Source organism: Saccharopolyspora sp. NPDC049357, assembly GCF_040677225.1.
In the GTDB taxonomy this organism is placed as follows: domain Bacteria; phylum Actinomycetota; class Actinomycetes; order Mycobacteriales; family Pseudonocardiaceae; genus Saccharopolyspora.
The window spans coordinates 14,381-33,878 of the sequence record NZ_JBFAQJ010000045.1; the positions used below are offsets into that span (position 1 = coordinate 14,381).

The 19,498-nt window shown below is 67.8% G+C and carries 24 protein-coding genes; all 24 read right to left on the reverse strand.

The window, feature by feature from the left end; genetic code table 11:
• Positions 1–32: 32 nt before the first annotated feature.
• The 24 genes from rplR to AB0J91_RS27990 all read right to left on the reverse strand — a co-directional run bounded on the left by rplR (position 33) and on the right by AB0J91_RS27990 (position 19,498).
• On the reverse strand, positions 33–431 hold the full coding sequence (gene rplR / locus AB0J91_RS27875) for a 50S ribosomal protein L18 (protein WP_165943816.1): 399 nt from the start codon (positions 429–431) through the stop codon (positions 33–35).
• Between the two features lie 2 nt (positions 432–433).
• Entirely contained in the window at positions 434–973 is a 540-nt protein-coding gene (rplF, locus tag AB0J91_RS27880) for a 50S ribosomal protein L6 (RefSeq protein ID WP_363786246.1), read from the reverse strand.
• 16 nt (positions 974–989) lie between these two features.
• Complete coding sequence (rpsH, locus tag AB0J91_RS27885; protein WP_132682570.1) at positions 990–1,388, reverse strand: 30S ribosomal protein S8; 399 nt, start codon at positions 1,386–1,388, stop codon at positions 990–992.
• 245 nt (positions 1,389–1,633) lie between these two features.
• Positions 1,634–1,819: a type Z 30S ribosomal protein S14 gene (locus AB0J91_RS27890; protein WP_132624378.1), complete on the reverse strand. Its 186-nt coding sequence runs from the start codon at positions 1,817–1,819 to the stop codon at positions 1,634–1,636.
• Between the two features lie 3 nt (positions 1,820–1,822).
• Positions 1,823–2,386 carry a 50S ribosomal protein L5 gene (rplE, locus tag AB0J91_RS27895; protein ID WP_132673942.1) on the reverse strand — a complete coding sequence of 188 codons (564 nt, stop codon included), beginning with the start codon at positions 2,384–2,386 and terminating at the stop codon, positions 1,823–1,825.
• Between the two features lie 2 nt (positions 2,387–2,388).
• The gene (rplX, locus tag AB0J91_RS27900) at positions 2,389–2,703 is read right to left on the reverse strand and encodes a 50S ribosomal protein L24 (RefSeq protein ID WP_132673941.1); all 315 of its coding nucleotides are present in this window, start codon (positions 2,701–2,703) and stop codon (positions 2,389–2,391) included.
• Between the two features lie 2 nt (positions 2,704–2,705).
• Entirely contained in the window at positions 2,706–3,074 is a 369-nt protein-coding gene (rplN, locus tag AB0J91_RS27905) for a 50S ribosomal protein L14 (protein ID WP_010315405.1), read from the reverse strand.
• 196 nt (positions 3,075–3,270) lie between these two features.
• Positions 3,271–3,546, reverse strand: a complete 276-nt coding sequence (rpsQ, locus tag AB0J91_RS27910; protein WP_132624370.1) for a 30S ribosomal protein S17 — start codon at positions 3,544–3,546, stop codon at positions 3,271–3,273.
• Entirely contained in the window at positions 3,543–3,785 is a 243-nt protein-coding gene (rpmC, locus tag AB0J91_RS27915) for a 50S ribosomal protein L29 (RefSeq protein ID WP_363786240.1), read from the reverse strand. The genes rpsQ and rpmC overlap by 4 nt, the downstream gene beginning before the upstream one ends.
• Positions 3,785–4,204 (reverse strand): 50S ribosomal protein L16, encoded by a 420-nt coding sequence (rplP, locus tag AB0J91_RS27920; protein WP_132624366.1) that lies wholly within the window; start codon positions 4,202–4,204, stop codon positions 3,785–3,787. The genes rpmC and rplP overlap by 1 nt, the downstream gene beginning before the upstream one ends.
• Positions 4,205–4,207: 3 nt before the next feature.
• Complete coding sequence (rpsC, locus tag AB0J91_RS27925; RefSeq protein WP_132624364.1) at positions 4,208–5,056, reverse strand: 30S ribosomal protein S3; 849 nt, start codon at positions 5,054–5,056, stop codon at positions 4,208–4,210.
• On the reverse strand, positions 5,056–5,469 hold the full coding sequence (gene rplV, locus AB0J91_RS27930; RefSeq protein ID WP_132624362.1) for a 50S ribosomal protein L22: 414 nt from the start codon (positions 5,467–5,469) through the stop codon (positions 5,056–5,058). The genes rpsC and rplV overlap by 1 nt, the downstream gene beginning before the upstream one ends.
• A gap of 42 nt (positions 5,470–5,511) precedes the next feature.
• Positions 5,512–5,793 carry a 30S ribosomal protein S19 gene (gene rpsS, locus AB0J91_RS27935; RefSeq protein WP_093414191.1) on the reverse strand — a complete coding sequence of 94 codons (282 nt, stop codon included), beginning with the start codon at positions 5,791–5,793 and terminating at the stop codon, positions 5,512–5,514.
• An 18-nt stretch (positions 5,794–5,811) separates the two neighbouring features.
• The gene (gene rplB, locus AB0J91_RS27940; RefSeq protein WP_132673939.1) at positions 5,812–6,645 is read right to left on the reverse strand and encodes a 50S ribosomal protein L2; all 834 of its coding nucleotides are present in this window, start codon (positions 6,643–6,645) and stop codon (positions 5,812–5,814) included.
• Between the two features lie 31 nt (positions 6,646–6,676).
• Positions 6,677–6,976, reverse strand: a complete 300-nt coding sequence (gene rplW / locus AB0J91_RS27945) for a 50S ribosomal protein L23 (RefSeq protein WP_093414194.1) — start codon at positions 6,974–6,976, stop codon at positions 6,677–6,679.
• Positions 6,973–7,656, reverse strand: coding sequence for a 50S ribosomal protein L4 (rplD, locus tag AB0J91_RS27950; RefSeq protein WP_132624358.1), 684 nt, complete (start codon positions 7,654–7,656; stop codon positions 6,973–6,975). Before rplD ends, rplW begins: the two co-directional genes overlap by 4 nt.
• Positions 7,656–8,306: a 50S ribosomal protein L3 gene (gene rplC, locus AB0J91_RS27955; protein WP_210968392.1), complete on the reverse strand. Its 651-nt coding sequence runs from the start codon at positions 8,304–8,306 to the stop codon at positions 7,656–7,658. Before rplC ends, rplD begins: the two co-directional genes overlap by 1 nt.
• 35 nt (positions 8,307–8,341) lie before the next feature.
• The gene (rpsJ, locus tag AB0J91_RS27960) at positions 8,342–8,647 is read right to left on the reverse strand and encodes a 30S ribosomal protein S10 (RefSeq protein ID WP_009948626.1); all 306 of its coding nucleotides are present in this window, start codon (positions 8,645–8,647) and stop codon (positions 8,342–8,344) included.
• Positions 8,648–9,192: 545 nt separating this feature from the next.
• Positions 9,193–10,386 (reverse strand): elongation factor Tu, encoded by a 1,194-nt coding sequence (gene tuf / locus AB0J91_RS27965; RefSeq protein WP_210968391.1) that lies wholly within the window; start codon positions 10,384–10,386, stop codon positions 9,193–9,195.
• A gap of 200 nt (positions 10,387–10,586) precedes the next feature.
• Complete coding sequence (fusA, locus tag AB0J91_RS27970) at positions 10,587–12,689, reverse strand: elongation factor G (RefSeq protein WP_363786233.1); 2,103 nt, start codon at positions 12,687–12,689, stop codon at positions 10,587–10,589.
• Between the two features lie 96 nt (positions 12,690–12,785).
• Positions 12,786–13,256: a 30S ribosomal protein S7 gene (gene rpsG, locus AB0J91_RS27975; protein WP_132673935.1), complete on the reverse strand. Its 471-nt coding sequence runs from the start codon at positions 13,254–13,256 to the stop codon at positions 12,786–12,788.
• Positions 13,256–13,630, reverse strand: coding sequence for a 30S ribosomal protein S12 (rpsL, locus tag AB0J91_RS27980; protein ID WP_009948619.1), 375 nt, complete (start codon positions 13,628–13,630; stop codon positions 13,256–13,258). The genes rpsG and rpsL overlap by 1 nt, the downstream gene beginning before the upstream one ends.
• Before the next feature lie 505 nt (positions 13,631–14,135).
• Positions 14,136–15,572 (reverse strand): TNT domain-containing protein, encoded by a 1,437-nt coding sequence (locus tag AB0J91_RS27985; RefSeq protein WP_363874632.1) that lies wholly within the window; start codon positions 15,570–15,572, stop codon positions 14,136–14,138.
• Positions 15,569–19,498 carry an ADP-ribosylglycohydrolase family protein gene (locus AB0J91_RS27990; protein WP_363874634.1) on the reverse strand — a complete coding sequence of 1,310 codons (3,930 nt, stop codon included), beginning with the start codon at positions 19,496–19,498 and terminating at the stop codon, positions 15,569–15,571. Before AB0J91_RS27990 ends, AB0J91_RS27985 begins: the two co-directional genes overlap by 4 nt.

Here is a 19,498-nt window from a genome sequence, read left to right on the forward strand (position 1 = left end):
GCGTCCCTTCCAGTCTCGTTCTTACGCACTTGTCAGAACTCCAGTCCGCCGTCACGGGCGGCGTCGGCCAGAGCGGCCACGCGACCGTGGTAGGCGTTGCCGCCGCGGTCGAACACGACCTTCTCGACACCGGCGTCCTTGGCACGGGCGGCGACGAGCTCGCCGACCTTGGTGGCCACGGCCTTCTTGTCACCCTCGAAGCCGCGGAGCTCGGACTCCAGGCTCGTGGCCGACGCAACGGTGTGGCCCTTGGTGTCGTCGATGACCTGCGCGGTGATGTTGCGCAGCGACCGAGTGACGACCAGACGCGGGCGCTCGGCGGTGCCCAGGATCTTCTTCCGGAGGCGCGTGTGACGCTTGGCGCGGGCGAGCCGACGCTTGGTCGAGATGTCCTTGCCAACCGGCTTGCGCTTGGTAGCTGTCTCGCTCATGGTCACTTACCCGTCTTTCCGACCTTGCGGCGGATGGTCTCACCCGCGTACCGGACACCCTTGCCCTTGTACGGGTCGGGCTTGCGCAGCTTGCGGATACGAGCCGCGATCTCGCCGACCAGCTGCTTGTCGATGCCCTTGACCGAAAGCTTGGTCGGGCCGTCGACCGCGAACTGAATGCCGTCCGGCGGCTCGATCACGATGGGGTGGCTGTAGCCGAGGGAGAACTCGAGGTTCGATCCCTTCTGCAGCACTCGGTAACCGACGCCCTGGATCTCCAGATCCTTCTGGTATCCCTGGCTGACGCCGATCACCATGTTGTTGACGAGAGTCCGGGTCAGCCCGTGCAGCGACCGGCTCTCCCGCTCGTCGTCGGGGCGCTTGACCAGCACCGCGCCGTCCTCGTCCTTCTCGACGACGATCGGCTCGCGGACCTGGTGAGCAAGCTCGCCCTTGGGGCCCTTCACGGTCACCGCCTGGCCGTCGATGTTCACCTCGACGCCGGAGGGGACGGTGATCGGCAGCTTTCCGATGCGCGACATAGCCGCTCCTCCTCCCTTACCAGACGTAGGCGAGGACTTCCCCGCCCACGCCCTTCTTCATGGCCTGCCGGTCGGTCACGAGACCGCCGGAGGTCGAGATGATGGCGACGCCCAGACCACCGAGAACCTTGGGCAGGTTCGTGGACTTGGCGTAGACCCGCAGACCGGGCTTGGAGACCCGGCGCAGGCCCGCGATGCTCCGCTCGCGGTTCGGGCCGTACTTCAGCTCGACGACGAGGTTCTGGTGAGTCTCCCCGTCCTCGACGCGGGAGCCGGCGACGTAGCCCTCCCGCTTGAGGATCTCGGCGATGTTCGCCTTCAGCTTGGAGTGCGGCATCACGACCTCGTCGTGGTATGCCGAGTTTCCGTTGCGCAGACGCGTCAGCATGTCTGCGATCGGATCGGTCATCGTCATGACCTGCTCAACCTTTCTCGTCTGGTTCCGATGAGCCCGGACCACGACCCACCCGGAGAGGGTGGGCGTCTGGACTCTGGCCTGGACGAAGTTCGGGGTCTCCCGCCACGGTGACGGGGCCCTGTTCAGTCGTGCGCAAGCACGGCTCGCGTGCGGAGCGTGGGCATCAGCCCTGGTAGCGCCTGCTTCAGGGTAAGGGTCGCCGGATCAGACCGGGCAACCGGGACCCCGAAGCAGGCGAGTGCTCACCAGGAAGACTTGCTCACGCCGGGCAGCTCGCCCGCGTGCGCCATCTCGCGGAAGCAAACGCGGCAGAGGCCGAACTTGCGGAACACCGAGCGCGGACGCCCGCACTTCTGGCAGCGGGTGTAGCCGCGAACCTTGAACTTCGGCTTCTGGGCCGCCTTGATAACCAGCGCCTTCTTCGCCATCGCTCAGTTCTCCTTGAACGGGAAGCCCAGGTGCTTCAGCAGCGCCCGGCCCTCGTCATCGTTGGTGGCAGTGGTAACGACGGTGATGTCCATACCCCGCGGGCGGTCGATGTTGTCCGGGTTGATCTCGTGGAACATCGACTGCTCGTTGAGGCCGAACGTGTAGTTGCCCCTGCCGTCGAACTGCTTCGGCGAGAGACCGCGGAAGTCACGGATTCGCGGCAGCGCGATGGTGACCAGGCGGTCCAGGAACTCCCACATGCGGTCGCCGCGCAGGGTCACCCGCGCGCCGATCGGCTGGCCCTCGCGCAGCTTGAACTGCGCGATGGACTTGCGGGCCCGACGGATCTCGGGCTTCTGGCCGGTGATGGAGGTGAGGTCGCGAACCGCGCCCTCGATCAGCTTGCTGTCCCGCGCGGCGTCGCCAACACCCATGTTGACCACGACCTTGACCGCGCCCGGCACCTGCATCACGTTGGAGTAGTTGAACTCCTCGTTCAGGGCCTGGCGGATCTCCTCGCGGTACCGGGTCTTGAGCCGGGGGACGATCTTCTCAGCAGTAGTCATGATCAGATGTCCTTACCGTTGCGGCGCGAGACGCGAACCTTCTTGCCGTCCTCGTCGATGCGGTGACCGACGCGGGTCGGCTTGCCGTCCGAGTCCACGACCATCACGTTGCTCACGTGGATCGGGGCTTCCTGGGTGACGATGCCGCCGGACTGCGCGCCACGCTCGGTCCGGGAGACCTTGGTGTGCTTCTTGATCCGGTTGACACCCTCGACCAGGACCCGCTGCTCCGCCGGCATGGCCTGGATGACCTTGCCCTTGGCGCCCTTGTCCTTACCGGAGATGACGACGACCGTGTCGCCCTTCTTGATCTTCATGATCACAACACCTCCGGCGCGAGCGAGATGATCTTCATGAACTTCTTGTCGCGCAGTTCTCGGGCCACCGGCCCGAAGATGCGGGTGCCTCGCGGCTCGCCACCCGGCTTCACCAGGACGGCGGCGTTCTCGTCGAACCGGATGTAGGAACCATCCGCGCGACGCTTTTCCTTCTTCTGGCGGACGATGACGGCCTTGACCACATCGCCCTTCTTGACTCCGGCACCGGGGATGGCTTCCTTGACGGTCGCCACGATGATGTCCCCGAGGCCCGCGTAGCGCCGGCCCGACCCACCGAGGACACGGATCGTAAGGATCTCCTTGGCCCCGGTGTTGTCGGCGACGCGAAGTCGCGACTCCTGCTGGATCACGTATGACTCCTGACCCTAAGTGCCCGAACCTTGTGCCCGGACACACTCTGGCGTGCCAAATTGCCGACCTGACACGCGCGGTCAACTACCACAAGCGAAACGGCCGGCCGCTGATCTTGCCGGCGACCGGCCGGTTCGCCGTGTCGTTCTGAGAGACCACCTGCGCGGGACGCAGGACGACCCAGAACTGTGTTGATTACTTGGCCTTCTCGACGACCTCGACCAGTCGCCAGCGCTTGCTGGCCGACAGCGGCCGGGTCTCCATCAGCAGCACCCGGTCACCGACGCCGGCCGAGTTGGCCTCGTCGTGCGCCTTGACCTTGGTGGTCTGCCGCATGACCTTGCCGTAGAGGGCGTGCTTCTTGCGGTCTTCCAGGGAGACCACGATCGTCTTGTCCATCTTGTCCGAGACGACGTAGCCCTCGCGCACCTTGCGGCTGTTGCGCTCCACGCCCTGTCCTTTCTCACTCATGCCGCGCCCTCCTCAGCGCCTTCGGTGTTAACCGTCAGGCCCAGTTCGCGCTCGCGCATGATGGTGTAGATCCGGGCGATGTCCTGTCGGACGACGCGCAGCCGCCGGTTGTTCTGCAGCTGACCAGTGGCCATCTGGAACCGGAGGTTGAACAGCTCTTCCTTCGATTCCTTCAGCCGCTGCACGAGCTCCTCGTTGTCCAGCTCGCGGAGCTCGGATGCGGTGACACCCGCTGCCATCAGAAGTCACCACCCTCGCGGGACACGATCTTGCACTTCATCGGGAGCTTGTGCGCCGCACGAGTCAACGCCTCGACCGCCGTCTTCTCGTTCGGGAAGGTCAGCTCGAACATGATGCGTCCGGGCTTGACGTTGGCGACCCAGGACTCCGGCGAACCCTTACCGGAACCCTGACGGGTTTCGGCCGGCTTCTTGGTCAGCGGGCGGTCCGGGAAGATGTTGATCCACACCTTGCCGCCACGCTTGACGTGCCGGGTGATCGCGATACGCGCCGACTCGATCTGCCGGTTGGTCACGTAGCCGTGCTCGATCGCCTGAATGCCGTACTCGCCGAAACTGATCCGGGTGCCACCCTTGGCGAAGCCCTTACGCTTCGGCGCGTGGCTCTTGCGCCACTTCACCCTGCGTGGGACGAGCACGTCTCAGCCCTCCGTCTTCTCTTCAGCCGGCGCAGCCTGCGGCTGCTCGCCCTCCGCGGCCTTGGTCTCGGCCTTGGCGGACTTGTCAGCTGCACCGCGCTCACCGCGGTCCGCACCGCCACGACGACGGCCACCGCGGTCACCGCGGCCACCACGCTCGTTGCGGTCGTTGCCGCCGCCGCGCGGCGGACGGACCTCGGACTCCTGCTGCTTCTGCTTCAGGCCACCGACCAGCTCGCCCTTGTAGATCCACACCTTGACGCCGATGCGCCCGAAGGTGGTGCGGGCCTCGAAGAAGCCGTAGTCGATGTCCGCGCGCAGCGTGTGCAGCGGGACGCGACCCTCGCGGTAGAACTCCGAGCGCGACATCTCCGCGCCACCCAGACGTCCGCCGCACTGCACCCGGATGCCCTTGACCTGCGACGAGCGCATGGCCGACTGAATGGCCTTGCGCATCGCGCGCCGGAAGGACACGCGGTTGGACAGCTGCTCGGCCACACCCTGTGCGACCAGCTGGGCGTCCGCCTCGGGGTTCTTGACCTCGAGGATGTTGAGCTGAACCTGCTTGCCGGTCAGCTTCTCCAGCGCACCGCGGATGCGGTCCGCCTCGGCACCGCGGCGGCCGATGACGATGCCCGGCCGGGCGGTGTGAATGTCCACGCGGACGCGCTCACGGGTGCGCTCGATCTCCACCTTCGAGATCCCAGCGCGCTCCATCCCGCGAGACAGCTGCCGGCGGATCTTGACGTCTTCCGCGACGTACTCCGAGTACTGCTTGTCGGCGTACCAGCGAGACTTCCAGTCCGTGGTGATGCCGAGTCGGAAGCCGTGCGGGTTGATCTTCTGACCCACTACCGGGCACTCCCCTTCTGGCTCTTTCGGGACTTGGTCACCGCGGGCCGAGATTCGACCTCGACCGTGATGTGGCTGGTCCGCTTCCGGATCCGGTACGCACGACCCTGCGCGCGCGGCCGGAACCGCTTCAACGTCGGACCCTCATCCACGTACGCGTGGTTCACGACCAGCGTCTCGGGATCGAGGGAAAGGTTGTTCTCCGCGTTGGCGATCGCACTGGCGAGCACCTTCGACACCGGACCGCTGGCGGTCTGCGGCGCGAACTGAAGCACAGCCAGGGCATCGCTGGCGCTCCGGCCCTTGATGAGCTCGACCACGCGCCGCGCCTTCATCGGCGACACGCGGACGAACCGGGCCCGCGCCACTGCCCGCGGGGCTTCCGCGGCAGTGGAGTCGGAACGGGCTGTCATCCTGCTACCCCTTGCTCTTACTCGTTCGTGTCACAGACCCGCTCAGCGGCGGCGCGACTTCCGGTCGTCCTTGACGTGGCCCTTGAAGGTGCGGGTCGGGGCGAATTCGCCCAGCTTGTGCCCCACCATCGCCTCGGTGACGAACACCGGGACGTGCTTGCGACCGTCGTGCACCGCGAAGGTGTGGCCCAGCATGTCCGGGATGATCGTCGACCGACGGGACCAGGTCTTGATCACGGTCTTCTTGCCCGACTCGTTAAGCGCGTCCACCTTCTTGAGCAGGTGGTCGTCCACGAACGGGCCCTTCTTCAGGCTGCGTGGCATGTTTGCTTACCTCCCTGCTCAGCGCTTCTTGCCGGTACGCCGGCGGCGGACGATGAGCTTGTCACTCGGCTTGCGGAGACGGGTACGTCCCTCCGGCTTACCGTTCGGGTTGACCGGGTGGCGACCACCGGAGGTCTTGCCCTCACCACCACCGTGCGGGTGGTCCACCGGGTTCATGACGACACCGCGGACGGTCGGGCGCTTGCCCTTCCACCGCATGCGGCCGGCCTTGCCCCAGTTGATGTTGGCGTGCTCCGAGTTGCCGACCTCGCCGACGGTGGCACGGCAGCGCGCGTCCACGTTGCGGATCTCGCCCGAAGGCATCCGCAGCTGGGCGTACGGGCCGTCCTTGGCCACCAGCTGCACCCGGGCACCGGCCGAGCGAGCGATCTTCGCGCCCTGACCGGGGCGGAGCTCGATCGCGTGGATCACGGTACCGGTGGGGATGTTGCGCAGCGGCAGGTTGTTACCCGGCTTGATGTCGGCCCGAGCACCGCTCTCGATCGGGTCGCCCTGCTTCACACCGTTCGGCGCGATGATGTACCGCTTCTCGCCGTCGGCGTAGTGCAGGAGCGCGATCCGAGCGCTGCGGTTCGGGTCGTACTCGATGTGCGCGACCTTGGCCGGCACACCGTCCTTGTCGTTGCGGCGGAAGTCGATCAGGCGGTAGGCCCGCTTGTGACCGCCACCCTTGTGCCGCGTGGTGATCTTGCCCTGAGCGTTGCGACCCGCCTTGCGATTCAGCGGGACGATCAACGACTTCTCCGGCTCCGTCCGGGTGATCTCGGCGAAGTCGGACACGCTCGAGCCACGACGGCCAGGCGTCGTCGGCTTGTACTTGCGAATGCCCATTTCTAAAGCAACCTCGTCCTAATCAGCACCGTCAGGCGGCCGGACCGCCGAAGATCTCGATCGCCTTACTCTCCGGCGTCAGGGTCACGATGGCCCGCTTGGTGTCCTTGCGCTTGCCGAACCCGGTGCGGGTGCGCTTGCGCTTGCCGTTGCGGTTGATCGTGTTGACGCTGGCGACCTTGACGTCGAAGATCTGCTCAATGGCGATCTTGATTTCGGTCTTGTTCGAGCGCGGGTCCACCAAGAAGGTGTACTGCGACTGCTCCAGCAGTCCGTAGCTCTTCTCGGAGATCACCGGCTTGAGGATGATGTCCCGGGGGTCGGCGCTCACTGCTCTGCCTCCTCAGCGGAAGAAGCGGCGGCCTTGACCGACCGGCCCTTGGCCGGACCTGCGACGAAACGGTCGTAGGCGGCCTTGGTGAACACAACGTCGTCGCTGTTGAGCACGTCGTAGGTGTTCAGCTGACCCGGGTCGATCAGGTGCACGTTCTGCAGGTTCCGCAGGCTCAGCCACGAGTTCTGCTCTTCGTGGCGGTCGAGCACGACCAGAACCTTCTTGGCTTCGGTCCAGTTCCGCAGCGCGGTCTTGGCCGACTTGGTGGACGGCTGCTCGCCGCCGACAACGCCGGTGACCACGTGCAGCTGGCCGGCGCGAACCCGGTCGGAGAGGGCACCGCGCAGGGCGGCCTTCACCATCTTCTTCGGGGTCCGCTGGGTGTAGTCCCGCGGCTGCGGGCCGTGGACGGTGCCACCGCCGGCGAACTGAGGGGCGCGGATGGAGCCCTGACGGGCGTTACCGGTGCCCTTCTGCCGGTACGGCTTCTTGCCGCCGCCGGAGACCTGACCGCGGGTCTTCGTGGCGTGCGTGCCCTGGCGAGCCGCGGCCAGCTGGGCCACGACGACCTGGTGCATCAGCGCCACGTTGGCCTGCGCGTCGAAAATCTCGGCCGGCAGCTCGACGGTGCCGTCGGTCTTGCCGTCCGGGGTACGGACGTCGAGCGTCAAGCTCATCACGCACCACCCTTCGCGGGGCTCTTAACCAGCACCAGGCCGCCCTTGGGGCCGGGCACGGCGCCCTTGATCAGCAGCAGGCCGTTGTCGCCCTCGACCTTGTGCACCTTCAGGTTCTGCGTGGTGACGCGGTTGGTACCCATCCGCCCCGCCATGCGCATGCCCTTGAAGACGCGACCGGGGGTCGCGCAGCCGCCGATGGAACCCGGCTTGCGGTGCACCGCCTGAGCACCGTGGCTCATCGGCTGACGGTGGAAACCGTGCCGCTTGATGGTGCCCGCGAAGCCCTTGCCCTTGCTGGTGCCGACCACGTCGACCACCGCGCCTGCCTCGAAGAGGTCCGCGCTGATCTCCTGGCCGAGCTCGTACTCGCCGGCATCCGCGGTGCGCAGCTCCACGACGTGGCGGCGCGGGGTGACACCGGCCTTGGTGAAGTGGCCGCCACGCGGCTTGTTCACCCGGCGGGGGTCGATGGCGCCGAACGCCAGCTGCACGGCCGAGTAGCCGTCCTTCTCGGGGGTCCGGATCTGGGTGATCACGTTCGGCCCGGCCTGCACGACGGTCACCGGGATGACCCGGTTCTGGTCGTCGAAGACCTGGGTCATGCCGAGCTTCGTGCCCAGAATCCCCTTGATCTGCCTGTCAGACATTGGTCTCGTTCTCTCCGCTACCTCGTCGCCGTGCCTTACTGGATGTTCACGTCGACGCTGGCCGGCAGGTCGATGCGCATCAACGCGTCGACCGTCTTCGGCGTCGGTTCGAGGATGTCGATGAGCCGCTTGTGCGTACGCATCTCGAAGTGCTCCCGCGAGTCCTTGTACTTGTGCGGGGAGCGGATGACGCAGTAGACGTTCTTCTCAGTGGGCAGCGGCACTGGCCCCACGACCCGAGCGCCGGTGCGCGTCACGGTCTCGACGATCTTGCGTGCGGACGCGTCGATCGCCTCGTGGTCGTAGGCCTTGAGCCGGATGCGGATCTTCTGTCCCGCCATGGTGGCTTGCCGTTCCTCTAGTCTCGTGCCGCGGTCAGGTACATGGGTGCAGGGCGCACCCATCGGTGCCCCTCACGGCCCTCAGCGTGGTGTCGTCCCCGATACCGGGAGCCGTCACAGCTCTCAGTCCGCCCCTGTTCAAGTGTGTAGGTGCCCGGTACACGCGGTCGGGCGTGTCGCCCAGCTGTCGCATACCGGTCCCCACGAACGTCGCCGATGGGGTGGGCCCGAAAGCCCGTACACCTTCTTGTGCCCTGCTCGGCCGACCAAAAGCGGCCGGGGGATCGGATTCCGAAAGAGAACGGAGCCGAACACCGAACAAGGGCGCGAGGCCCTCGCACCAAGGCGGCCGGAGCTTCATCGCGACTGCCAGGACCGATCACGTCGATCCGCGAGTCTGAAATTCCGGCCGCCCTGAACGAGCAACCCATACAGGATGGCACATCGCCTGCACCACCCAAAATCGGGGGTCGTTTTACGGGACCGAAGTCACCGCAAAACAAGAGAGGACCCGCTCCCCGTGAGGAAAGCGGGCCCTCGTCACGTCACTTGGTGATCTTGGTGACGCGACCGGCGCCGACGGTGCGGCCACCCTCGCGGATCGCGAAGCGCAGACCCTCGTCCATCGCGATGGGCTGGATCAGCTGGACCGACATCTCGGTGTTGTCGCCCGGCATGACCATCTCGGTGCCCTCGGGCAGGGTCACAACGCCGGTGACGTCCGTAGTCCGGAAGTAGAACTGCGGACGGTAGTTGTTGAAGAACGGCGTGTGACGGCCACCCTCGTCCTTGGACAGGATGTAGACCTGCGCCTCGAACTCGGTGTGCGGGGTGGTGGTGCCCGGCTTCACGACGACCATGCCGCGCTCGACCTCTTCGCGCTTGATACCGCGAATCAGCAGACCGACGTTGTCGCCCGCCTGGCCCTCGTCGAGGAGCTTGCGGAACATCTCGACACCGGTGACGGTGGTCTTGAGCGGCTTCTCCTTGATGCCGACCAGTTCCACCTCCTCGTTCACCTTGATGATGCCGCGCTCGATGCGGCCGGTGATGACGGTGCCGCGGCCGGTGATCGAGAAGACGTCCTCGACCGGCATCAGGAACGCCTTGTCGGTGTCACGCACCGGGTCCGGAACGTTCTCGTCGACGGCGGTCATCAGCTCGACGATCTTGTCGGCCCACTCGGCGTCGCCCTCCAGCGCCTTCAGCGCGGAAACGCGGACCACCGGCACGTCGTCGCCCGGGAACTCCTGGGACGACAGCAGCTCGCGGACCTCCATCTCGACGAGCTCGAGGATCTCCTCGTCGTCGACCATGTCGGACTTGTTCAGCGCGACCAGGATGTAGGGCACGCCGACCTGGCGAGCCAGCAGCACGTGCTCGCGGGTCTGCGGCATCGGGCCGTCGGTCGCGGCGACCACCAGGATCGCGCCGTCCATCTGGGCGGCACCGGTGATCATGTTCTTCACGTAGTCAGCGTGACCCGGAGCGTCGACGTGAGCGTAGTGACGCTTCTCCGTCTGGTACTCCACGTGCGCGATCTGAATCGTGATGCCGCGCTCTTTTTCCTCCGGCGCCTTGTCGATCTCGTCGAACGGCGTGAAGGGGTTCAGCTCCGGGTACTTGTCGTGCAGAACCTTGGTGATGGCTGCGGTGAGCGTGGTCTTGCCGTGGTCAACGTGACCGATGGTCCCGATGTTGACGTGCGGCTTGTCCCTCTCGAACTTCGCCTTCGCCACTGGATTGTCCTCCTGGACTTGTTAACTTTCCGCCGTACGACTTGTTGTGCCAGGCGGAGTCCTGTCGGGTAGGTGACGAGCGGATCGCTTCCGAAGTGGTCGCGGGCCGCTCGCCGCCGTCTGGAGGGGATTGCTCCCCGGTCGCCTTCGCGAGGCGTCGCCTCTTGGCCGGCCCCGGTCACCCGAGGCCGACCAGCGGGTCACTCGCCCGTTGCCTTGGCGATGATCTCCTTAGCCACACCGGCCGGAACCTCGGCGTAGGAGTCGAACACCATCGAGTAGTTGGCACGACCCTGGGTCTTGGACCGCAGGTCGCCGACGTACCCGAACATCTCGGACAGCGGCACGAGAGCCTTGACGACGCGGGTACCGCTGCGCTCCTCCATGGCCTGGATGTGGCCACGGCGGGAGTTCAGGTCTCCGATGACCTCGCCCATGTAGTCCTCGGGCGTGGTCACCTCGACCGCCATCATCGGTTCGAGCAGCGCCGGAGAAGCCTTGGCGGATGCCTCCTTGAGCGCCATCGAACCGGCGACCTTGAAGGCCATTTCCGACGAGTCGACCTCGTGGTACTGACCATCGAGCAAGGTCACCTTCACGCCGACCAGCGGGTAGCCGGCCAGCACGCCGTACTGCATGGCGTCCTGCGCACCCTGGTCAACCGACGGGATGTACTCCCGCGGGATCCGACCACCGGTGACCTTGTTGTCGAACTCGTAGGTCGCGCTGTCGGACGTCTGCTCGATCGGGTCGAGCTTGATGATCACGCGCGCGAACTGACCGGAACCACCGGTCTGCTTCTTGTGCGTGTACTCGTACTTCTCGATCGACTTGCGAATCGTCTCGCGGTAGGCCACCTGCGGCTTACCGATGTTCGCCTCGACCTTGAAGTCGGTCTTCATGCGGTTGACCAGCACCTCGAGGTGCAGCTCACCCATGCCCTTGATGATCGTCTGACCGGTCTCGTCGTCCAGCTTCACCTGGAACGTCGGGTCCTCCTCGGCGAGCTTCTGGATCGCCGTGGAGAGCTTCTCCTGGTCAGCCTTCGTCTTGGGCTCGATGGCCACCTCGATGACCGGCGCCGGGAACGTCATCGACTCGAGGACGATGGGGTTCGCGGAGTCGCACAAGGTGTCACCGGTGGTGGTCTCCTTGAGACCGATCACCGCGTAGATGTGACCGGCCTGGATCTCCTCGACCGGGTTCTCCTTGTTGGAGTGCATCTGGAACATCTTCCCGATGCGCTCCTTGCGGCCCTTGGTCGAGTTGATGACCTGGGCACCGGAGGCGACCTTGCCGGAGTAGACCCGGATGTAGGTCAGCTTGCCGAAGAACGGGTGCACCGCGATCTTGGAGACCAGCGCGGCGAACGGCTCGTCGGTGCGCGGCTTGCGCTCCGCCGGGGTCTCACCGTCCGGCAGGGTTCCCTGCACGGCGGGGACGTCCAGCGGCGAGGGCAGGTAGTCGACGACCGCGTCGAGCATGGGCTGAACGCCCTTGTTCTTGAACGCGGTACCGCACAGAACCGGGAACGCGCTGCGCTCGACGGTGATCTTGCGGATGCCTTCCTTGATCTGCTCCAGGGTCAGCTCCTCGCCACCGAAGTAGGCCTCCATGAGGTCCTCATCGGTCTCGGCGACGGCCTCGACCAGCTTCTCCCGGTACTCGGCGGCCTTGTCGGCCAGCTCCGCCGGGATCTCCTCGACCGCGTAGTCGGTGCCCTTGGACACCTCACCACGCCAGGTCAGAGCCTTCATCTGGACCAGGTCGATGACGCCCTGGAAGTCGGACTCCGCACCGATCGGCAGCTGCAGGACCAGCGGCTTGGCGTGCAGCCGGTCCTCGATGGTGCCGACGGTGTAGTAGAAGTCCGCACCCAGCTTGTCCATCTTGTTGACGAAGCAGATGCGCGGGACGTCGTACTTGTCCGCCTGGCGCCAGACCTGCTCGGACTGGGGCTCGACACCTTCCTTGCCGTCGAACACCGCGACCGCGCCGTCGAGGACGCGCAGCGACCGCTCCACCTCGACGGTGAAGTCGACGTGGCCGGGGGTGTCGATGATGTTGATCTGGGTGTCGCCCCAGAAGGTGGTGGTAGCAGCCGAGGTGATGGTGATACCCCGCTTCTGCTCCTCCTCCATCCAGTCCATCGTCGCGGCGCCGTCGTGCACCTCGCCGATCTTGTACGTGATCCCGGTGTAGTACAGGATCCGCTCGGTCGTGGTGGTCTTGCCCGCATCGATGTGGGCCATGATGCCGATGTTGCGGACCTTGGTCAGGTCAGTCAGCACGTCGCGTGCCACGAGATTCTTCCCCGTTCCCTAACAGCAGGTGCAAGTCGCGGTGACAGGTGCAAAGCTGTCGAATCGGTTCGGCTGGCGGGCAAGACCCACCAGATTTCACCAGCGGTAGTGCGCGAAGGCCTTGTTGGACTCCGCCATCTTGTGCGTGTCTTCGCGCTTCTTGACGCTCGCGCCGAGGCCGTTGCTCGCGTCCAGCAGCTCGTTCATGAGGCGCTCGACCATGGTCTTCTCACGACGCTGCCGCGAGTAGGTGGTCAGCCAGCGCAGCGCGAGAGTGGTGGACCGGCCGGCCCGCACCTCGATCGGCACCTGGTAGGTCGCGCCACCGACACGGCGGCTGCGGACCTCCAGGGTCGGCTTGACGTTGTCCAGGGCACGCTTCAGCGTGACGACCGGGTCGGTGCCGGTCTTCTCCCGGCAGCCTTCCAGGGCCGCGTAGACGATCTTCTCGGCCAGCGAACGCTTGCCGTCCACGAGGATCTTGTTCACCAGCTGCGTGACCAGCGGCGAGCCGTACACGGGATCAGCGTGCAGCGGCCGCTTCGGGGCCGGACCCTTGCGGGGCATCAGCTCTTCTCCTTCTTCGCGCCGTAGCGGCTGCGAGCCTGCTTGCGGTTCTTCACACCCTGGGTGTCAGCGGAACCACGGATGATCTTGTAGCGCACGCCGGGCAGGTCCTTCACACGGCCGCCACGAACGAGCACGATCGAGTGCTCCTGCAGGTTGTGGCCCTCACCCGGGATGTAGGCCGTGACCTCGATGCCGCTGGTCAGCTTGACACGAGCGACCTTGCGCAGGGCCGAGTTGGGCTTCTTCGGGGTGGTCGTGTACACGCGGGTGCACACGCCACGCCGCTGCGGGCTCCCCTTGAGCGCCGCGGTCTTGGTCTTGGCGACCTTGTCCTGGCGGCCCTTACGGACCAGCTGCTGGATGGTGGGCATGGACCGGCTTTCTGTCAGCGTTCGCGTCTTTTAGGTACTCGACCAAGCAGCCGCTCGTTCGAGCTTCGGCGTGCCCTGGGCGTCGAGCACCTGTCAGGCACTGTGTTTCGGGACTCCCCCGCACACGAGGTCGGGCGTGTCGCCCGCTCCTCGGCCCTCACAGCGCCTGTTCCGGCCGAAACCGAGGTAGACCCCAGAGGGTTTTCGGAAGAGTTCCACACATCCTCGGCGCTGCCGCGGCCCTCCACTCGGGCGGCCACGTCATGCACGGGCATGCGGATCGACCCGATTGGCGTCGGGTCCGATAAACAAAGATACCCGCCCCGTTCTCAGAGGGTCAAAACGGGGGTCCCCTTGACCTGCTCGATCACCCGGCGCGGGCTCCGCGCCACAGATGAGGTGCGAGCTCTCATCGACTTCTCACAGGATTCTACCCCGTGTGACAAGCCCCTCCCGCCATCCGAGAACGGGGTGTCCGCGCGGACACCCCGTTCTCGGCGACGGCTCAGGCTTCGGTCAGCCAGCCCTCTTCGGTCAGGACTTTCAGGGAGTTGGGCAGGACGTAGGCGGTCCCGCCACCGACCTGGCCGTGCTCGGGCCTGGCGACGCCCGTGATGGCGTCGAACGCCTTCACCACCCGGTAGCGGCGGTACTGCCCCGGCTGTCCACTCGGCGGCATGCTGCGCTGCGGGATCGTGGTGCCCGCGACGAACGCGGTGTTGCCGACCGGTTCGCCGAAGCGGTCGAGCTCGTCACCGGGCTGCAGCTGGACCACGAACTTCTGGTCGTAGGAAGACAGCGGCGGCTCGTCGGCCATCTCCGGCCACGGGCACTCGAAGTCCAGCAGCGGCTCGTCCGGCTCCCGGAGGTAGCGGTCGCGCTCGACGGTCATCGCGCCGATCAGGAAGAAACCCGCCGTCCACGGGTCCGGGAAGCGGTGCTTGGGGTTCGGCCGGTCGTCGTGGGCCTCCACCGCCCACCAGCCGTCCGGCTCGGGCCGCATGCTCCAGCCGCCACCGACCGGCTCGTCGAAGCTGTAGAACCGGCTGCTCACGCCCTGCGCCGCCAGGTGCGCGCCGACAGCCGCGAACGCGTCCTCCGGCCGGTGGGCCAGCATCGAGGCGGGGTCGGTGGCCAGGATCAGCGACTTGGCCTCGGCCGACTTGACGTCGGCGACCGTCGTCGGCGCCTGGTAGCGGGCGCGGCGGATCTGGTCGAGGAACTCCGGCGGCGGCGCGACGTCGTGCTCTTCGAGGTAGTAGGCCATCGCCTGCGGCCACACCCACACGCCGTCGGTGTGGAACTGCTTGGGCACCTCGGAGCCGCGCGCCGGGTCGAGCTCGTCGGCGTCGGTGGACATCGCCGACAGCACGATCTCGCCACCGTTGAGGTAGCTGAACACCTCGCGCTTCTCGATCCACGGCACCGCCGGCCGGAACACCTGCGGCCTGCCCTGGGCGTCGCGGCCGTCGAACACGGGCAGCATCCGCAGCGGGCCGGTCGCCCCGTCCGGGTAGGTGACGGCGTCGACGAAGTAGTCCCAGGCCGGGGCGAGCAGCCACTGCTCGGGGTCGCGGCGCGGGTAGAACCGCAGTTCGTCGAGGTGCGCGCGGCCGTCCTCGGGCGCGTTCCGCCACTGCGGCTCGGCGTGGGAGGTGTGCAGCTCACCTCCGGAGAACACCGCGGACGTCCAGGCCCCGGTGTCCGGGCGGTAGCCGACGTCGCGGATCCGGCGCAGCAGTTCGAAGACTTCATCGCTCCCGTCGGTCTCGAAGCGGGTCCCCAGCGCGGTGCAGCGGACCTCGCCGGAGCCCACCGCCGCTCGCAGCACCTGCAGCAGCTCCGCCAGCTGCGCGGTGCGGTCCGGGAACGCGCCGAACGCGGCCGGCGCCGGGAACGGCGGGTGCACCGGGAACGGGTCACCCTGCCTGACGTTGATCAACTGTCCCCCTCAACGGTTTCGGTGCTCGCCACCCCGTCGAGGCGGCGGCGAGGTGCCGGCTTCGGCGACGGGAACCCCCCGGCGTCGGCACCGACGGTCGCCGGTTCGGACGACCACTGCGGCCGAACCGGGTAGCGCTCGTTCCAGTCCTGGTCGGACGGCGGGTCGATGGCGGCGCGGCCCGGCTGGAAGCCTCCGCGGCCGAACTCGGCGACGCAGTCCAGCGCCATCTGCTCGATGACGTCGCGCAGCTCCAGCTCGGCCAGCCAGTCCAGCGGCAGCGCGCTCACACCCTGCAGCGCGCCGACGATGTTGCCGCAGATCGCGCCGGTGGAGTCGCTGTCGCCGTCGTGATGCACGGCGATCTTCAGCGCCAGTTCCACGTCCTCACCGGCCACCAGCGCCGCGCACACCGCGATCGCCACGGCCTGCTCGCCGACCCAGCCACCACCGAGGACCTCGGCGACGCGCTCCGGCGTCGGCACGCCCTCGGCCGCCAGGTCCACGGCGGCCTTGATCGCCGCGGTGGTCTCCTCGTGGTCGTCCCAGGTCTCCAGCACCTGCAGGGCCAGCCACACGCCGTCGTCGAGGCTGCGGCCCAGCAGCGCCTGCTGCACGATCACCGCCAGCGCGCCCGCGGAGTGGTAGCCGGCCGGGTGGCTGTGGGTGAGCGCGGCGGTGCGCGCCGCGAGCTCGAACACCTCGGCCGGATCGGTGGAGGTCAGCGCGACCGGTGCCGCGCGCATCGCCCCGCCGCAGCCCTTGGAGTCGTTGATCTTCTCGGTCAGCGAACCGGCCCGGTGCCCGTCGCCGAAGGCGGTCAGCGCCCGGAAGATGGTCTTGCCCGGGGCGCGGGTGTGGAACAGGCCCGCGACCTCGATCAACCAGCCGTCCGGCACGGGGTGGTCGGCGAAGAACTCGCCGGCCGCCGCGTCCCACTCGATCCCCTGGGTGTGCAGCCAGCGCTGGTAGGCCAGCTGCACCTCGGGCAGCGGGTCCACGGCACCGAGGGTGCGCGCGGCGACGCTTCCCCGGATCAGGCCCTCCGCGGTGAACAGCGTCATCTGCGTGTCATCGGTGATCGCCCCGTGCACGCCGTACGCCTCGCGCAGGCCGCTGGGACCGGTCGCGCCGAAGCGCTCGGTGATCTGCGCGGCGGTGATGAACTCCAGGTCCGCGCCCAGCGCGTCGCCGAGTGCGCCTCCGAGGAAGCAGCCCAGGACCCGCTCGGTCAGCGACGGCGCGGCGTCGCCCGGCCCCTCGCTCTTGCCGTGCACTCGGCGGCCGACCGAGATCGGAAGGGCCTCGACCACCTGCGGTTCCGGCTCGGCGGGGATGTCCTCGCCGACGTCGACCGCGGTGTCCTCGGGTTCAGCCGCGGCGCCGTCCTCGGTGTCCGGCGCGGCGTCCTCGGTGGTGACGTCGTCTTCTGGTTCGTCGAGGTCGGGAGCGACGTCCTCCGCCGGCTCCTCGGCGAAGGTGGCCGACTCGGCTTCCTCCGGCTCCTCGGTGAAGGCGACCTCGTCAGGCTCTGGCTCGTCAGGCTCGGTCTCGTCCGACTCGGTTTCATCCCGCGCGGGTTCGTGCAGCTCGGGCTCGCCCTGCTCGGCGTCGCCTCGCCCGAGTTCGTCCCGCTCGACGTCGCCCGGCTCGGTTTCGCCCGGTTCGACTTCCTGCGGTTCTTCCGTCGCCTCGTCCTCAACCTCTTCGACGACTTCGGCGCTGGTGTCTTCCGGCTCGGTGTCTTCAGCCTGAACGTCTTCCGGCTCGTTGTCTTCCGGTGCGGCGAACTCGGCTTCGGTGTGCTCCGGCTCGGTGTCTTCGGTCTCGGCGACTTCCGCCTCGGTGACCTCGGCTTCGGAGTCCTCCGGCTCGGCGGTGACTTCCTCCGCCTCCTCCGCGACCACTTCGACTTCCTCGTCGACCGGTTCGGGTTCCGGCTCGATCGATGAGAGCTTCGCGAGAGCCGGAACGACGTTGGGAACCACGTCGGAGTCCGGTCTCAGGTCGATCGGCGTCGGCTCCGGCTCGGCGTCGGCGAAGCGGAGTTCGGGATCGGAGTCGCGGGTGAAGCGGGCGTCCGGCTCGGGCTCGTTGTCGTCGCGCGTGGGGACGGCGATCAGGTCGAAGGGCGAACCGATGCCGCTCACGTCCACGACGGTGGAGCCCGCGGGCTCACCGGAGTCGGACACGGCCTCGACGACCTGCGTCGTTTCGGTCTCCGACTCGGGTTCCGGCTCGGGTTCGAGGTCGACCACGGGTGTTTCGGGGATCGGCGCGGGTTCGGCGATCTCCGGTTCGGGCTCGTCGGCTTCGCCCGGGTGGAGGTCGATGGGCGCGCGGGGACGCGGTTCGAGGTCGACGGGGGTCCGATCGGGTTCCGGTTCGGGCTCGGAGCCGATGGCCGCGAAGACCGCGGTGGTCTCGGTTTCCCGCTCGGGTTCGGCAGCGGGCGCGGAGGCCGGGAACGTCGGAGCGCCGATCTGGCCGGTGTTCCGCACCTCGAATCGCGGAATCTCCTCACGCGCAGGCGGTTCCGGCTTGACGACGGGTTCCGGCGCGGGGGCCTGCGCGACCGGCGGCTCCGGAGGCTGCGGCGTGACTGGGGGCTGCGGCGCGACTGGGGGCTGCGGGGCGACGGGCCGTTGAGCGACCGGCGGCTCCGGCGCGGTCGGCCGCGGCGAGGCGGGCTGGGCGGCGGGCGGCGGGGTGTCGGCCGTGATCGCCGGCATCACCATCGTCTGCTCGGCGGAGCCCTCGACGGTCTTCGCTGGTCCGGCGGGGATCTGGCGAGGTCCGGTCTGCTGGGCTCCGCGCGTGTAGCGCTGCGCCCACTGCGGCGGTGGCGGCGGCGCGAACGCCTCGGTCGCATCACCGCACAAGGTCTCGATGACCTGGCGGAGTTCGAGTTCGTCCAGCCACTGCGCGGGAATCGCGGCGGGGCCGTGCAGCGCACCCGCGAGCTGACCGGCGAGGGCACCCGTGACGGCGCTGTCGGCGGAGTTGTTCACCGCGACCTGCACGGCGTCGGCGAAGGTGCGGGTGCTGCCGACCGCGGCGAGCGCGATGCCGAGCTCACCGGGTTTGTCGGCGACGTCGAACTCGATGTCGATGTCCAGCGGGCCGGGGGTGCCGCCGCGCTGACCGGTGAACATGGCCGCGTGCACGGTTCGCCGCACGTCGGCGGGCACCCCGGCCACCCGGTAGGCGGCGTTGAGCCTGCGCTGGTCGGAGCTGGTGACGGCGTCCCACAGCGGGATGCCGCGGATGAGCTGCGCCAGCACGTCGGCGTGCACACCGGCTGCGGCGACGGAGTTGGCGCCGGAGGTGTAGAGGTTCGCGATGCCCGCGCCCGCCGCGTACACGCCTTCGGGCACGTTGGACCACACCATCGCCGGGGCTGCCAGCACCGGGTAGTCGGCGGAACCGTCGGCGTCGACCGGCGGGTGCAGGCGACCGTCGGGTCCCAGCGGCGACCGCGCCGCCATGCGTCCGAGCAGTCCGAGGGCGTTGCCGGCCGGGTTGCGGGTCGAGTACAGCTCGCGGCGTTCCAGCAGCCAGCTGGTGGGCGCGGGTTCGGTCGCCGCGAACGCCGACATCGCGAACTCCCACGGCACGCCCTGGGTGTGCAGCCAGCGCAGGTGGTTGGCGAAGACGAACTCGGTCGGTAAGCCGGTGCAGCCCTCGGCCTTGGCGCGCAGCAGGCCTTCGAGGGTGAACACGGTGAGCTGCGTCAGGTCGGTGACGGCGCCGCGCCTCCCGTAGACGGGGAGGTAGTCGACGACGCCGCGCGGGCCGAACCACTGCTGTATCTCGGCGGTCGAGGTGTGCCGGACCCCGGCACCGAGGGCATCGCCCACGGCACCGCCGAGCAGCGCACCTCGGAAACGATCGGCCCAGCTCAGCTGTCGTTGCGGGTCGGTCAT

What these genes read in the sequence shown, in the direction of transcription:
- rplR (WP_165943816.1), bottom strand. Translation starts at nt 431, where the DNA reads ATGAGCGAGACAGCTACCAAGCGCAAGCCGGTTGGCAAGGACATCTCG.
- rplF (WP_363786246.1), bottom strand. Translation starts at nt 973, where the DNA reads ATGTCGCGCATCGGAAAGCTGCCGATCACCGTCCCCTCCGGCGTCGAG.
- rpsH (WP_132682570.1), bottom strand. Translation starts at nt 1,388, where the DNA reads ATGACGATGACCGATCCGATCGCAGACATGCTGACGCGTCTGCGCAAC.
- AB0J91_RS27890 (WP_132624378.1), bottom strand. Translation starts at nt 1,819, where the DNA reads ATGGCGAAGAAGGCGCTGGTTATCAAGGCGGCCCAGAAGCCGAAGTTC.
- rplE (WP_132673942.1), bottom strand. Translation starts at nt 2,386, where the DNA reads ATGACTACTGCTGAGAAGATCGTCCCCCGGCTCAAGACCCGGTACCGC.
- rplX (WP_132673941.1), bottom strand. Translation starts at nt 2,703, where the DNA reads ATGAAGATCAAGAAGGGCGACACGGTCGTCGTCATCTCCGGTAAGGAC.
- rpsQ (WP_132624370.1), bottom strand. Translation starts at nt 3,546, where the DNA reads ATGAGTGAGAAAGGACAGGGCGTGGAGCGCAACAGCCGCAAGGTGCGC.
- rpmC (WP_363786240.1), bottom strand. Translation starts at nt 3,785, where the DNA reads ATGGCAGCGGGTGTCACCGCATCCGAGCTCCGCGAGCTGGACAACGAG.
- rplV (WP_132624362.1), bottom strand. Translation starts at nt 5,469, where the DNA reads ATGACAGCCCGTTCCGACTCCACTGCCGCGGAAGCCCCGCGGGCAGTG.
- rpsS (WP_093414191.1), bottom strand. Translation starts at nt 5,793, where the DNA reads ATGCCACGCAGCCTGAAGAAGGGCCCGTTCGTGGACGACCACCTGCTC.
- rplB (WP_132673939.1), bottom strand. Translation starts at nt 6,645, where the DNA reads ATGGGCATTCGCAAGTACAAGCCGACGACGCCTGGCCGTCGTGGCTCG.
- rplD (WP_132624358.1), bottom strand. Translation starts at nt 7,656, where the DNA reads ATGAGCTTGACGCTCGACGTCCGTACCCCGGACGGCAAGACCGACGGC.
- rplC (WP_210968392.1), bottom strand. Translation starts at nt 8,306, where the DNA reads ATGTCTGACAGGCAGATCAAGGGGATTCTGGGCACGAAGCTCGGCATG.
- rpsJ (WP_009948626.1), bottom strand. Translation starts at nt 8,647, where the DNA reads ATGGCGGGACAGAAGATCCGCATCCGGCTCAAGGCCTACGACCACGAG.
- rpsG (WP_132673935.1), bottom strand. Translation starts at nt 13,256, where the DNA reads ATGCCCCGCAAGGGTCCGGCCCCGAAGCGGCCGCTGCACGCTGATCCC.
- rpsL (WP_009948619.1), bottom strand. Translation starts at nt 13,630, where the DNA reads ATGCCCACCATCCAGCAGCTGGTCCGTAAGGGCCGCCAGGACAAGGTC.
- AB0J91_RS27990 (WP_363874634.1), bottom strand. Translation starts at nt 19,498, where the DNA reads ATGACCGACCCGCAACGACAGCTGAGCTGGGCCGATCGTTTCCGAGGT.